This window comes from Dokdonia sp. 4H-3-7-5 (assembly GCF_000212355.1).
GTDB lineage: Bacteria > Bacteroidota > Bacteroidia > Flavobacteriales > Flavobacteriaceae > Dokdonia.
This window is the reverse complement of sequence record NC_015496.1, coordinates 1687154-1701846: the sequence shown is the minus strand read 5'-3', so window position 1 is coordinate 1701846 and position 14693 is coordinate 1687154. Positions and strand designations below refer to the sequence as shown.

The following is a 14693-nucleotide window of genomic DNA, read 5'->3' as shown; positions in this document are numbered from 1 at the left end:
TATTTCAGAGTTAGATTACCACCACATAAATGAAGAAAATAGACTAATTTTGAACAAAATGTTAACTATATAACGATTTGAATACTATATCCGACTGCGTATCAGAGATTATCGCACAGCAACCTTACCTAGAAGAGGCATTATCACAGAAGATTATTAATTATGCGGCTCTCGCTGAGAACCTCAACCCTCAAGTCTCACAGCTCCTTAAGAAACCTGTAAAAGATGGAGCTATCTTAATGGCGTTGCGTCGTTATGCATCACCTACAGATACGCAGAAGTCGCTGCGCTTAAAGGAGGTACTTAGTACGCTAGGTGATATCACAGTACGTTCTAAGCTTATTGTGTTTACCTTTCAAAATTCTGGTACACTTATCCAGAATCATGCTCAGATATTAAGCACTATTGCTACAAACACACAGGTGTTTTATACGTTTACACGTGGTATTCATGAAAGCACGCTCATAAGCTCTTCTAGTGAGGAGGAGAACATTCGTAATCATTTTGAGACAGAAAGCATTCTTGGATTTCAAGATAACTTATCTGCTATAAGCATAAGACTTCCACAGGGTAACACTGCTGTTGCAGGTTTATACTACCAGATATTTAAGCGTTTGGCTTGGGAAGGTATTTCATTACAAGAGGTTATTTCGACCACTAATGAATTTATTATCCTAGTAGAAGACCACCTTGTTGATCGTGCGTTTTCTACCATTAAGAAGTTACAGTCTTAGATGGTACGCTTTCGCGAAAGCGTAATAGCACTCACCATTATATAAGTCACCACAGCAGGTAATAACCAACCTAAACTTACGGTGCCTAGCGGAATCATTTCCTGCAGCACTTTCATCTGGTCACCAAAACCTACAGAGGCCCAAAAATCTGGTGCGCTAAAGAGTATAGTAGCAATTACTACTGCTCTAAACACAACTGGTGCCGTCCACCTTCTAGGCATTGCGTTAAGTAATATTAACACGATAGTGATAGGGTAAATAAACATAAGTGCTGGTACAGCAACTATAATGATAGAATTTACATCTAGTTGCCCCATTACAACACCAAGTATGGCTCCTAGAATTGCTGTGATGGTATAAGCTACTTGCGAGTTCCCTAGGATTCCTTTTACAAAATCTGCAGTTCCTGTTACGATTCCTACAGCCGTTGTAAAGCAAGCTAAACTCACTAAAACAGCCAGCACCTTAGTACCTATAACTCCTAATGTATCTGTACTAAGAAGGTTGAGAAGTGCCGTACGATCTGTCATCTCTATACCACCACTTCTTAGAGCGCCTAGATAGATAAGTCCTCCATATATTAGTAACAATCCTATACCTGCAATGATTCCTGCTCTAGTTAATAAACGTTGCTTTGCTCTACTGGAGCCCTCTTTAAAACCAAGAGAAATCACGATCACTCCTCCTACAACCACTCCACCTATGGCATCAAAAGTTTGATAACCTTCTAAGATTCCGCTAGTGAGCGTACTATCAAAAATTGATGCACGCATAGGCTCATACTCTCCAAATATCCCAATACCAATCACCAATGCCAAAATAATGAGAATAGCAGGAGTAAGATATTTACCTACTAGATCCATCATCTTAGATCTATTAAGCACAAATAACAGGACTAATCCAAAGTATATCGTACTCCACAGCCAACTAGAAATTTCAAAATAGGGAGCAATTGCCATCTCATAAGTCACAGAGGCAGTACGCGGGCCCGGCAATGCGATAGAAATAGCATAAACAACAATTGTATATAGAAGCGCAAAGAGTGGTGAAACTTTTTTTGCAAAATCAATCAACGTTCCTTGCAGTCTTGCATGGCCGTAAATTGCAAGAATAGGCACTACCACCGCCGAAATAAGAAAACCTGCCAGCACAAATAACCAAGAGCTCCCGGCATTATAACCTAGAAAGGATGGCAAGATTAAGTTACCTGCACCGAAAAAAAGAGAAAATAAAGCAAAGGCTGTGATGAAGGTTTGTTTGGTCATTCTCATAGGTTGCGTGATATTTGCCCTCCAATATAGAACTAATGACTATTAACCACAAAGGTGCTTCCATATTTTATACAGATCAAGGAAAAGGAACACCCGTAATCTTACTACACGGATTCTTAGGAAATCACATGATGTGGGATCATTTCCTTAGCGTTTTGTGTGATCACCACCGCGTCATCTGCATTGACTTATTAGGCCATGGATTTTCAGAGTCTGTAGGTTATGTTCATAGTATGGAAGAAATGGCTGCTGCAGTTGCTGCTGTCGCAAATCAGCTAGCGCTTAAAAAAATTACGATAATAGGACACTCCATGGGAGGTTATGTGGGTATCGCTTTCGCGAAAGCGTATCCAGAATTTGTATCAAAATTATGTCTTCTTAACTCCACTCCAGAACCTGATGACGACGCTAGAAAAAAATTGAGATCACGAGCAAATGTGATGGCAAAAAAACAATATGAACAACTTGTTAGAATGTCATTTATAAATCTTTTTGACAAAAAAGCAAGTACGAATCATACGACAGAAATAAAGTATGCACTTGAACTAGCGCTTAATACACCTGTGCAAGGATATATTGCTGCAAATTCTGGAATGAAAGATAGACCAGACAGTTCTGAGTTTTGGAAAACAACTGCTATCACAACGGGAATGATTTTAGGAAATTCTGATTTGCTCATTGATGCAGAAACTCATAAAATAAGTTATAAGAAGTCTACAAATTTCTTTTCTATCATAGAAAGCGGACATATGTCACATATTACTAATGCTACAGAGACTATTAATAATATACTTGACTTTCTATCTGCCTCGTCTAGCACTTGACAAGTTAGCTATTAAGATGATTAGGCAATCTTCTCGAATGAGGAAGCACTAATTAAGGGCGAATAGATATTTTGATAGTTGGGCTTAAATGTTAAAATTTTAAGTATTTTATCGGTAAATTTGTGTATTTCACAGATGATTCCTTTATTTGTGTATCCCAAATCAACCCCTGAATGAAAACAATCAACCTTAAATCAGAAAAACAAAGTATCAACCCACTCACTACTGTAGGCTGTAAATTATTTGGACATAAGTATAGAATTACAAAGCGTTACGAGTCCAATCTAAAAGAATTTGAATGCTCACAGTGTAAAAAACAATACACGTTAGATGGATATGGTCATTACACACCATTGACACCTAAGTTACGTCGTATTAATGAGGTATACGAAGAGTTTTACACGCGCAAACTCGCTCGTACCTCTTAATCTTCTTTTTGAAGTGCATTCCATCCACGAGCAACTAATGGTATTTTAGTATTTGCTCGTGTGATGAGGTGTATACCTTCTTTCTCTTCTGTCATGTGACCTATAATAGAAAAATTAGGGTTTGCTTTTATTTTTGGAAAGTCATCTTGACTAATTGTAAATAAAAGCTCATAATCCTCTCCTCCGCTTAATGCTATAGTAGTACTATCTAGTTCAAACTCCTCACAACTACTTATAACTTGAGGATCAAGCGGGATTTTATCTTCATATAGATTACACCCTACACCAGAATTTTTACATATATGCAGTACTTCTGATGATAGTCCGTCACTTACATCAATCATTGATGTAGGCTGTACTTCTAGAGATTCTAGAATTCCCTTAACATCTTTACGTGCTTCTGGTTTAAGTTGGCGTTCAATAAGGTAACTATACTGCTCAAGATCTGGCTGGCTGTTAGGATTTACTTTAAAAACTGCCTTTTCTCTCTCTAGGATTTGTAAACCCATATATGCTGCACCTATATCTCCTGTTACCACAAGTAAATCTCCAGCTTTGGCAGTAGATCTCTTTGCAATTTTTTTAGGTGCTGCGTGGCCTATTGCCGTAACACTTATTACTAAACCTACATTAGACGATGTAGTATCCCCACCTATAAGATCCACTTTATAGTTAGTACATGCAGTTTGAATGCCTGCATATAATTCTTCTAGTGCCTCTAGTGGGAAACGATTTGAAACCGCGATTGAAACTGTAATCTGAGTAGCCTCTGCATTCATAGCGTACACGTCAGATAGATTTGCCATCACTGATTTATATCCTAAATGTTTTAATGGCACGTAACTTAAATCAAAATGTACACCCTCTACAAGAAGGTCTGTAGTAACAATAACCTGACTCTTAGGAAACTTCAACACTGCAGCATCATCACCCACGCTAACTACCGTGCTTTTATGATGGATTTTAAAGTGCTTTGTTAAGTGGTCAATAAGACCAAATTCTCCTAATTCTGATAGCGAAGTGCGCTCTTGATTTTTATCTTCTAACATAGGTGCAAAGATACTTAAACATCTTCTTTTATTACTTTCAAAATAGGATAGCTAGTTTTAGAAAAAATTGAAATACTTCCTCCCAATTCAACTTAAACAGAATTAAAGATCTCCTTCATTGTTTAGATTTAAGAGAGAAAAAAGAGCAAAAACTAGTAAATTATAAGCAAATCAGCCATATTTTCATAAAGTATTCTTAAAAGCCAGCTATTGCGTTGGTTAGTCAAAATTGTTTAAGTAATTTAACCTAAAATTAAACAATTTACTATGGACCTCTTACAACAAGCAGAAGTATATGAAAATAGAACGATGAGTCATATGTCTACTAGTGATCGAGTAGCAGCATCACGTGAAGGCAAAAAATTGATTCTTGCTATTAATGAAATATACAAGAAAACAAAAGACAGTAAACTCATGGACGTTATGAAACGTCTTACTGTTAAAAAGAAAAAAATTGAAAAACGTATTAAGGGCAGATTAGCCGCATAATACCTTAACCATATAATTATCTCCAAGAGCGCTTTACGGCGCTCTTTTTTGTTGGGAAATCACTTGGCACTTCTTGTGTTACCCTCCCAGTGGCTGCCCACTCTGCTCCTCGCTGCAAGGTCGTTATAAAGCCGACACTCTCCATAGAAATATCCATATGTCCTAAGGCAGTATGGAATACACGTCCTTTCTCATAATTTATAGTCATAATAAGCGGCTCTCCCCTGCCTGATCCTTTATTTTCTGGGGCCCACGGTTGTGCATTTCCCTCTACATCAGAATAAGCGTAGTATAATACATTTACATTCTTAGCAGGGCCGCGCAAACGATCATAGAGTTCGTCTTTAGTATGCATCCATTGCTTAGGTAATCCGCGCATGATAGGGTGTAATGTATCCCAGGCTGTTAGTACAAATTCGGTTTCTGGACCGTGTGAAGATTCCTCACCATTACTTGGTTCAATCTTAAGTTGTTCTTCTTCGTTAATGTAAATCTGATTAAGTCTATCGTGTGGGCGGTTTCCCCAGCCACCTACACCTATCATCTTATTAAATGCAGGCCAGTCTCCCCAAGAATTATTTGCTCCATGCACAACCACAAGACCGCCACCATTCTTCATATAAGATTCAAAATCTTCTTTTGTATCCTCAGGCCAATTCGCAGTTTTGTCACCAAAGTTTGATAAGATCACATCATATGTATCAAATTCGGGATTAAAAGAAGCATCGGCAATGATGCTATCTTTTACTTCATGTATTCGTGCATCATCTACTCTATACTTTTCGACCAATTGTGTGATACTATCGTGATTGAGTCCGTCTACAATACCGTGATGAGGTCCCTGGTACGTATAAGCCGTTCTGTAAATATCTACTTCAAAAAGACCTGTTTCTTCTAGATATGATTTCATCATCATCGTTGTTTTAGGCCATACTCCATGATTGTTTTGACCGTCTACTATGAGCGCTCTAAGTTGCTTAGGTGATTCATCTATCACCTGCTTCTTATCTTCAGCCTGATTGCAACTAGTAATAAATAGTATACAGAAACTTATTTTGAGTAACATTTTGACACGCATAATTTCTTATTTAGATTCTTAAAAATACTTACAAAATAATAAAGAGGATAAGCACGCTTTCGCGAAAGCGGACTTTTAAAACAAAAACATCTTTCCTATGGCACCTATAAGCACAATAATAAGAACGTAATATGCTACTTGATCTGCCCATTTATTCTTACTAGCGAAACGAGCAGTAAGAAACCCACCTGTAGTTTGTCCTATTGCCATAATGCCTCCCAGTTTCCAATCAATGAGCCCTTGGTAGTGAAAAATTGCAATTACAAAGAGCGTATAAAGTCCTATTACAAAACTTTTGAGCGCATTACTTTCTATGATATTAAAGCGCATTCCTAACACCATGATTATAAGGAAAAACACGCCCATACCCATCTGGATAAATCCTCCATAAAATCCAAGAGCAAAAAGCAATGGGATATAAATGTACCATTTAGGTTTAAACGTAAGATCTGTTTCTCTGAGCCAGCGCTTAGGCTTCACTAATACAGCTAGCAGCATGAACACCATCATGAATTTGAACACCGCTCTAAACTGCTCATTGCTTACATTTATGGCAAGAATAGCTCCCGCAATAGCTCCTATAAAAATGGGAATTATATATTTTTTATTCTTTGCGATATCAAGCCTTCCATTCTTATAAAAAACCCACGAGGTTGCAGAGCATTGTGTAAAAATCCCAATGCGGTTAGTTCCATTTGCAATATTGCCTGGCAGCCCAAGCACCTCCGTAAGAATCGTTAAGGTAATGGCGCTTCCATTTCCTGCAAGGGTATTGATCCCGCCAGCGATAAGACCTCCTATTATAGCAATAATATATGTTTGTACTTCTGTCACAATATTAAAATTCGAGTGTGATTCCTCCAAAAATAGTGAGTCCCGGCGCAGGTTCATAAAACCTTCCTCCAAAGGCATTAATGCGCACGTTATCTGTATATTTTTGATCTAACACGTTGTTGATCCCAACGTAAGGCTTTAAACTCACCTCTCTAAATAATGTCTCATAGCTGGCTCTCACATTAACGAGCTCATATCCATCTATAGTAGTCTCGTTACTATCTTGAGCAAATTGCTCTCCTATAAAATTTGTATTTATGCTTGCACTTATACCAGTTTCACCTGCATATTGTAACCCTACACTAGACATATGCTTTGCAATGCCCGGTAAGAAATTACCGTCAAAATCTCCGTTTGGCGTTTCAAATTCATCATAGGTAAAGTCTGAGTAGGTATAAGAACCCGTAGCGTTTAACCAACCGTTTCCTAAGGGCAATGCTCTGTATGAAGCCTCAACCTCAACACCATGACGCTTAGTTTTTCCTGCATTTCTAAAAAACTCACGATCTGGAAATTCCGCCAACTCAAAAGGCACTAAATCATCTTTTGTGTTTATCAAAAACGCAGCGAGTTGATATTGCAACTTGCTTGCAATAGTCCCTTTTAAACCCACCTCAAAGCTAGCTGCCTTTTGCGCTTTTAGATTTTCATTAAATCCTATAGAACCATCAGGATTTGATGATAATTCTGATAATGACGGTGTCTCAAAACTTGTTGCGACATTCATGTATGGAGATAATGCTTTCGCGAAAGCGTAACTAACACCAACACTAGGGTTAAAAGAATTTAATGTAAGACTTCCAGAATCATCACCGTTATCCAGTAAATCATCATCTGCCGAAAGTTTGTTGTAATCAAACCTCGCTCCGGCTGTAATCAATAATTTACCTAGCGAAAGGTGGTCTGTAATATAAACACCTAGGTTAGTAAATTTCTCACGCTGTCCCAGCGTTTGACTTCCCTCTTCTCCATCAAGGTTTCTAAATCTGTTTCTGCGATCATTTTGATAAGCAAAGTCGTATCCTGCGCGTATGGTATTCTTATTTTTCTTGTAAGTTATACTCGTTCCTTGCCCTAAGTAATTGCGTGATAAGTCTACAATACCACCAAATTCAAATGGCAACAACCCATTAAACTGTCGGTTGCTATAAAAAGCATAGGCATTTACGGTGGTATTCTCATTCTTATTCCACGCTAGGCTGGTTCCTACTTTAAACTGTTCTATGGCCTCACCAGTTTTAAACTGCACATTTCTATCTCTTGCCTGTCGTCTATTAGCGTTAACTTCCTCCAGCGTCAATCCGCCAGGGTCATCTGCCTGTGGTGAGTCTGCATAATTAAGAATAGCCGTTAGAAAAGTATTCTCACCTATTTTAAATTGCCCTTTAAAATTGGTGTTTATTTGCTCAAAACCGCTTTGATCTCTGTAACCATCGCTAGTCGCATAATTACCATGGAAGGTATAGTTTGCATTTGAATCTCCTATGGTAGCCGTGGCTTGATAATTTTGAAATTCAAAAGCACCTATTCCAGCTTTTACTGAGGTGATATTTCCCGCCAGTGTGTCAAAAGATTTTGTGATTACATCAATCACACCACCAGAAGCATTACCGTAAAGGCTAGCACTTGCTCCTTTTGTAATCTCAATACGATCAATAATCCCAAGATTAATATTATCAAGTTGTCCTTGCCCATCTGGAGTGGTCTCTGGAATCCCATCTACAATAAGTTTTATACCTCGTATCCCAAAACTAGATCTTGCTCCAAAACCACGAATGGATATTCGTAAATCCTGAGCAAAGTTGTTTGCATTTTGAGTAAACACACCTGGCACTTGCTGTACATACTCTTGTAAGGATAGTTGCTGTCTAGTAGCATCTTCTTTGCTCGCAGTAATAACAGAAACGGCTGCAGGTATTTGCTGTACATTACTCTTAATTCTCGATGAGGAAATTACAATAGTATCAATAGTCTGATTAGGTATAGATCCCGTCTGACTATAGGCACCATAAAAGAATGCCATCGAACAGATAAAAGAGGTGATAATATTTTTCAAGGGTAGCAATTTTTGGCGAAAAGTACTGCCTATAACAAGAAACTCAAAATAAAGCTACATTTACTTGTGTAAACATATTCATGATATGAAACGATTATTACAACTTAAAAAGTGGATTTATAAGCAATTAAATGCGATAACTCCTGGTGCAATCGCCATTAAAGGTGCCGCAAAAGGACTTTTTATAGGGACCTCCATTATCTTTTTGATTTTTGCGATACACGCTATACAAACAATGGGTGACAGTACACTCATGCTATTACAGCTCGCTATTCTCATAGGGACTGTACTATCTGTATACTTAGGATTATGGGTACTCAAAAAGCTCGCTCGCATTCCCAAAATTCTTCAGGTAGCACTACTGATCACTACACCACTCCTTCTGCTATCATTATCAGAAGAACTCGTTTACTGGTTGTGGGCTGTGATTATACTTGCAACCGCAGGAGCTGCTATTGCTGTCCTTACTAGCAAAGGATTTAGACAGAAGACTATTATAAAAAAAATAATAACACTTCTGGGAGGAGTACTCGCAATTACTGGATGTACACTTGCAATTTTAGGGCTTTCACCTAAAGGGTTTGACATGAAACCGATAGCAAATGCGGCTGCTCTAAGCTCAGATAATATTGCACCTATTAACGCTCCTTCTCCATCCCTAAATGGTAATTACAAAGTACAGACATTAACGTATGGAAGCGGTACTGACAAACACAGACCTGAATATGGAGAAGAAGCCACTATTATCACAAATACTATTGATGGAATACCGTTTTTAGATAATTGGGAAGGAATGAGTGGATGGTATAGAGAACGTTTTTGGGGATTTGACGCTAGAGAACTTCCTGTAAATGGTCGGGTCTGGTATCCAGAGGGAGAAGGCCCGTTCCCACTTGCGTTAATTGTACACGGTAATCACTCCATGCACGACTTCTCAGACGAAGGGTATGCCTATCTAGGAGAATTAATGGCTTCAAGAGGATTCATTTTTGCATCTGTAGATCAAAATTTCATCAATAGTAGTTGGTCAGATATCCCTGAAGGTCTTGACGAAGAAAATGATGCCCGTGCCTGGATACTTCTAGAACATCTAAAAGCATGGCATGAGTGGAATGAAGATACAGAAAGTAGTTTTTATAAAAAAATAAATACTACTCAGATAGCATTACTAGGTCACTCTCGAGGTGGCGAAGCTGTGGCACATGCCGCCCTACTAAACAAGCTTTCACATTATCCTGATGATGCAACCATCGCTATGGATTACAACTACAATATCAATACAATCATTGCGATTGCTCCTGTAGACGGACAGTACGAACCTGGAAATACACGCACATCACTCAAGGACATCAACTATTTTGTAATGCATGGCGCTCAAGATGGGGATGTGAGTTCTTATGTAGGGTCTAAACAATATGAGCGCATTACATTTTCTGATAGTACAGACTACATAAAAAGCGGACTTTATATACAGGGAGCAAATCATGGACAGTTTAATACTAGCTGGGGAGCTAATGATGCGGGACTTGCAGTAACGCCGTTTTTAAACAACAAGCAATTGCTTCCCAAAAAAGATCAAGAAGAAATAGCCAAAGTTTACATAAGCGCATTTCTAGAGACTACACTTAAAAATCACAGAGAATACTTACCGCTATTTATTGATGCTCGCAAAGGGAGAGAATGGCTTCCAGAAACCATCTACCTTAACCAATATGAAGATAGTTCCTTTGATGCCATTGCTACTTTTGATGAAGATTTTGATGTTGTGACTACTGTAGACACTACCACAACAATATTAACGGAAAACCTAAGCGTGTGGAGAGAACAAGAAATAGCACTAAAATGGGGAGAGAAAGGTAGTCGTGCGGCATATATAGGCTGGAGCTATGACAATATTGATGAAGAAACAACTCTTCCCGATAGCATTGTTGCTAATTATTCATTTGTATTTAAAAAACCGCTCAGCACCAAAGACAGTAGCAAGGTGTTTACATTTTCACTAGCAGAATCCACCGAAAGTACAAATCCAAAATCAGGTGGAAAATGGATAAACGATGAAGACAACAATATAAATAAGGAACCATTACCGACTAACAATATCGCTAACAACAGTCAGCAAACTACCGAAGATAGTATAGATGATAGTGAAGACACAGCGCTTCCAGAAGAACCTATTGACTTTACAGTTATTATGGAGGACACCGCTGGAAACACCGCTTCTATGTGTTTAAGTGACTTCTCTGCATTACAAAAGGAAATAGGTGTGCGAGTATGGAAGTCTCAATTTATAGAAGAGGAAACACTCTCAGAAAATGTATTCCAGACTTATTATTTCCCACTAGAGGACTTCCATGATCGCAACAAGGCTCTTGATGTAAAAGGAATTGTGAGTATCTCGTTCGTATTTGACAACACTTCAGAAGGTGTAATCATTTTAGATAATGTTGGTTTTATGAAACGATTGTGATGTAGGTACGCTTTCGCGAAAGCGTATTAAAAACAGTATAAACACAAAAAAGAAAGAACCGCTATCAAAGCAGGTCTTTCTTTTATATGCTTTGCTCAACATACATTAAGCAATGTTTTTAATCTTTTACAGCTTATGCTTCACAACTCGCACAGTCTTTCTTTTGCTTGAATTTTTGTGCTGCATTCATACTGTGCTGGTAGTATAAAGATTTTAACCCTAGCTTCCATGCAGTCACGTGGATCTTGTTAATCTCTTTTACCGGCATCTCTGGATGCACAATAATATTTACAGATTGTCCTTGATCAATGTGATTTTGACGGTTTGCTGCTTGATAGATAATATCCATCTGGTCAATTTCTGAATACGTTTTAAAAGTATCCTTCTCATTCTCACTCAAGAATTCTAAGTGCTGCACAGACCCATCCATATCACGGATGCTTCTCCACACCTCTGTAGTATTCATTCCTTTTTCTTCAAGAAGTTCTTCTAAGAATGGGTTCTTGATTGTAGTCTTAATCTTTGCAATATCTTTTACATAAATATTAGACCAGATTGGCTCAATACCTTGAGACACTTGACCTAGTATAAAAGCAGATGATGTTGTAGGTGCAACCGCATTAAGTGTCGCGTTACGTCTACCATATCCTTTAAGTACTTCTGGCTCTCCAAATGTCTTTGCAAGCTCTTCTGATGCTTCATAAGACTTATCTTTAATTGCCTTGAAGATTTCGCTGTTCAAGTTGTATGCTTCTTGACTATTAAAAGGTAGCATTCTAGACTGTAATAATGAGTGCCATCCTAGTACTCCTAAACCTAATGAACGGTTAGCCTTTGCAAAGTTATAAGCACGCTCCATAAATAAGAACGTCTGGCGATCTTCTCTAGAATCTGAATCTCTATATCTTTCTAATTTTTCTAAGAACTCAGTAATAACTGCATCTAAGAAATACACCATAGTTTCTACAGCATCTGTATTCTTCCACTTATCGTAGTGTAATACATTTACCGAAGAAAGTACACATACAAATGACCAATCATCATTAGAAGGTAACATAATCTCAGTACAAAGGTTACTTGCGTAGATTTTGTGATCGTTATCCTTATATACATCGGCAGCACCATTATTTGCATTGTCTGTAAAGAAAATGTATGGATATCCCATCTCTCCTCTAGACTGCAATACTTTTGCCCATAATGAACGCTTAGCACTATCGCCCGCAATCATTTCTTCCATCCACTCGTTTGTCACAGTTACACCGTGTGTAAGCTCTTGGATGCTATTTCCTTCTGTTCCTATTTTTAAGAATTCTTCGATATCTGCATGCTCGATAGGTAGGTAAGGAGAAAAACGACCACGTCTCACAGATCCTTGACTTACTACATCTACCATAGATTCAAAAAGCTGCATGATGTGCACAGAACCAGACGCTTGCCCGTTGTTCTTTACATCTGCTCCTCTCGGTCTTATTTTACCGAAATAACCAGAAGTACCACCTCCTAGTTTTGACATCATTCCTACCTCAGATTGAGTATACAAGATGTTACCCATATCATCAGAGATATGTGACCCGAAACAGCTTATAGGAAGTCCTCTTTCTTTTCCAAAGTTTGACCATACTGGAGAAGCTAGTGAGAAAAAACCTTCAGACATATACCCATAGAATTTATCACTAAATCCTGGTATCCCTAAAATTTGCTCTGCTCTATCTGCTACTTCACGTATACGTTCCTCTGGAGATACTCCAGGGCTTAAATATCCTGCACCTAAAAACTTACGACTATTTTCTGTAAGCCACTTAAATCCGGCTCCTTCACTCTCTGTTTTATTAGACAACGCTTCTTTACGAGCAGTTAGCAATTCATTTTCTTTTCCTGCTGTCGTTGCAGAAACTTGTCCTTTAATTAGTTCTTGATCGTTCATTTAAAATAGGTCGTCTTCGGTTATACTTTGTGCTCTTTTTGTGTAGTTGACAGATCTCTTAACAAAGAAATCGCCATGTTTGGTCCCTATGATTTCATCATCAAACCACTCTGCATCTTTTAATAAAGTTTCATCAACTTCAAAAACAGGTTCAATACCAATACTCGTAAGAGATTTATTGAATCTGTCTTTTATAAATTCGTTTACAAGCGCTTTAGGTAAGAAGTCTAATTCTCCAGCCTCAAAGATCCAGTCTACAATATTGCTTTCTGCTTTGAATGCTTCCTTACACATTTCTTGTACGGTTGCGCTATGCTCTGCATCAAACCACTCTGGATTTTCTGCTTTAATAATTTTTATAATATCAATACCAAAATCACCGTGTATCTGCTCCTCCTTAGAAGTTGCCTCTACTACGTTTGATATTCCTTTAAGCATGTTTTTATGCTTATTAAATGCCATGATAATTAAGAACTGAGAAAACAGTGAAACGTGCTCAATAAAGAGAGAGAATAATAAGATAGACTCTGAGTATTCTTTATTGTCTTCACTTTTTGCATTCTTAAGTGCCGTCTCAAGGTACTGCACACGCTTCATCATTACTGGCTTTTTCTTGAGTAATTTAAACTCTTTATTAAGACCTAGTATTTCAAGAAGGTGTGAGTATGCATCTGCGTGACGCACTTCACTCTCTGCAAATGTTGCTCCTACCGCTCCTACTTCTGGCTTAGGCATTTTGTGATAGATATCTCCCCAAAATCCTTTTACCGCAACTTCTATTTGAGAGATTGCTAGCATTGTATTTTTGATAGCACTACGTTCTACATCTGTAATACGTGTTTTAAAATCTTGTATATCACTCGTAAAGTTATACTCTGTATGTATCCAGTAAGAGTGTCTTATTGCTGGAACGTAATCATATAATTGTGGATACTCGTAAGGCTTAAGATTGATACGCTTTTCAAAGATGTTTGTTTTACGCTTTTGTGCTTGTTCATCACGGTACAAAATGTACGTTTTTGCAACATCTACAAACTCCTCACTTAGCATTAACTTACGCTCTACAAGATCTTGTATTTGCTCAATAGTAGGAATGTAACTTGCATCAAGTTCCTTTCTCTTCTTAAGGTCACTATATACCATATCAGAAATACGCTGTGCATCCTCTGGACCTCCATGTTCAATAGCTGTCATGGCCTTAAGAATGGCACTTGTAATCTTCTCTTGGTGAAACGGTTTCGTTTGAAAGTCGCGCTTGACGATGTGGGTAATTTCCATAGCTATATTGAGTATAATAATTAGAATTATGCGGATAATAAAGGTCTACTTTTTATGGGCTCAAACCACCGTTTATCTTTCAACGTTTTCAACAGGATATTCACAATTGCCATTTTACTAGGCTTCACAAAGGTTTCATTTTCACACTCATCTCTGTCATCAAGTCTATTTGCATATGATGACACGATTTACACAAATCTATCAACATTAGGGTGTGGAAAACTTAGTCAAAAAACTTCTTCCTTAAATTAGGTTTGATGA

Annotated in this window: 12 protein-coding genes; 5 read left to right on the top strand and 7 right to left on the bottom strand. The window is 38.0% G+C overall.

The window, feature by feature from the left end:
- The first annotated feature begins 77 nt into the window (after positions 1 to 77).
- Entirely contained in the window at positions 78 to 734 is a 657-nt protein-coding gene (locus KRODI_RS07545; protein ID WP_013750999.1) for a hypothetical protein, read from the top strand.
- On the opposite strand, the gene brnQ is transcribed toward KRODI_RS07545, so the two are convergent.
- Entirely contained in the window at positions 731 to 2005 is a 1275-nt protein-coding gene (brnQ, locus tag KRODI_RS07540) for a branched-chain amino acid transport system II carrier protein (RefSeq protein WP_013750998.1), read from the bottom strand. The genes KRODI_RS07545 and brnQ overlap by 4 nt on opposite strands.
- Positions 2006 to 2040: 35 nt before the next feature.
- On the opposite strand from brnQ, the gene KRODI_RS07535 reads away from it, so the two are divergent.
- Both KRODI_RS07535 and KRODI_RS07530 read left to right on the top strand, forming a co-directional pair.
- Positions 2041 to 2829 (top strand): alpha/beta fold hydrolase, encoded by a 789-nt coding sequence (locus KRODI_RS07535; RefSeq protein ID WP_013750997.1) that lies wholly within the window; start codon positions 2041 to 2043, stop codon positions 2827 to 2829.
- A gap of 173 nt (positions 2830 to 3002) precedes the next feature.
- Entirely contained in the window at positions 3003 to 3257 is a 255-nt protein-coding gene (locus KRODI_RS07530) for a hypothetical protein (RefSeq protein ID WP_013750996.1), read from the top strand.
- On the opposite strand, the gene thiL is transcribed toward KRODI_RS07530, so the two are convergent.
- On the bottom strand, positions 3254 to 4306 hold the full coding sequence (gene thiL, locus KRODI_RS07525) for a thiamine-phosphate kinase (protein WP_013750995.1): 1053 nt from the start codon (positions 4304 to 4306) through the stop codon (positions 3254 to 3256). The two genes, KRODI_RS07530 and thiL, sit on opposite strands and share 4 nt — an antisense overlap.
- Before the next feature lie 267 nt (positions 4307 to 4573).
- Here thiL and KRODI_RS07520 point away from each other — a divergent pair, with 267 nt between their 5' ends.
- Positions 4574 to 4795 carry a hypothetical protein gene (locus KRODI_RS07520; RefSeq protein WP_013750994.1) on the top strand — a complete coding sequence of 74 codons (222 nt, stop codon included), beginning with the start codon at positions 4574 to 4576 and terminating at the stop codon, positions 4793 to 4795.
- 16 nt (positions 4796 to 4811) lie between these two features.
- On the opposite strand, the gene KRODI_RS07515 is transcribed toward KRODI_RS07520, so the two are convergent.
- From KRODI_RS07515 to KRODI_RS07505, 3 genes are all read right to left on the bottom strand, one after another.
- On the bottom strand, positions 4812 to 5873 hold the full coding sequence (locus KRODI_RS07515; RefSeq protein ID WP_013750993.1) for a ThuA domain-containing protein: 1062 nt from the start codon (positions 5871 to 5873) through the stop codon (positions 4812 to 4814).
- Between the two features lie 75 nt (positions 5874 to 5948).
- Positions 5949 to 6707 carry a sulfite exporter TauE/SafE family protein gene (locus KRODI_RS07510; protein ID WP_013750992.1) on the bottom strand — a complete coding sequence of 253 codons (759 nt, stop codon included), beginning with the start codon at positions 6705 to 6707 and terminating at the stop codon, positions 5949 to 5951.
- Positions 6708 to 6711: 4 nt separating this feature from the next.
- Positions 6712 to 8763 (bottom strand): TonB-dependent receptor family protein, encoded by a 2052-nt coding sequence (locus KRODI_RS07505; RefSeq protein WP_148235991.1) that lies wholly within the window; start codon positions 8761 to 8763, stop codon positions 6712 to 6714.
- Positions 8764 to 8848: 85 nt separating this feature from the next.
- Between KRODI_RS07505 and KRODI_RS07500 the strand changes: the two genes are divergently transcribed.
- Entirely contained in the window at positions 8849 to 11230 is a 2382-nt protein-coding gene (locus tag KRODI_RS07500; RefSeq protein ID WP_013750990.1) for an alpha/beta hydrolase family protein, read from the top strand.
- 133 nt (positions 11231 to 11363) lie between these two features.
- On the opposite strand, the gene KRODI_RS07495 is transcribed toward KRODI_RS07500, so the two are convergent.
- On the bottom strand, positions 11364 to 13154 hold the full coding sequence (locus KRODI_RS07495) for a ribonucleoside-diphosphate reductase subunit alpha (RefSeq protein ID WP_013750989.1): 1791 nt from the start codon (positions 13152 to 13154) through the stop codon (positions 11364 to 11366).
- Positions 13155 to 14432, bottom strand: coding sequence for a ribonucleotide-diphosphate reductase subunit beta (locus KRODI_RS07490; protein ID WP_013750988.1), 1278 nt, complete (start codon positions 14430 to 14432; stop codon positions 13155 to 13157).
- Between the last annotated feature and the right edge of the window lie 261 nt (positions 14433 to 14693).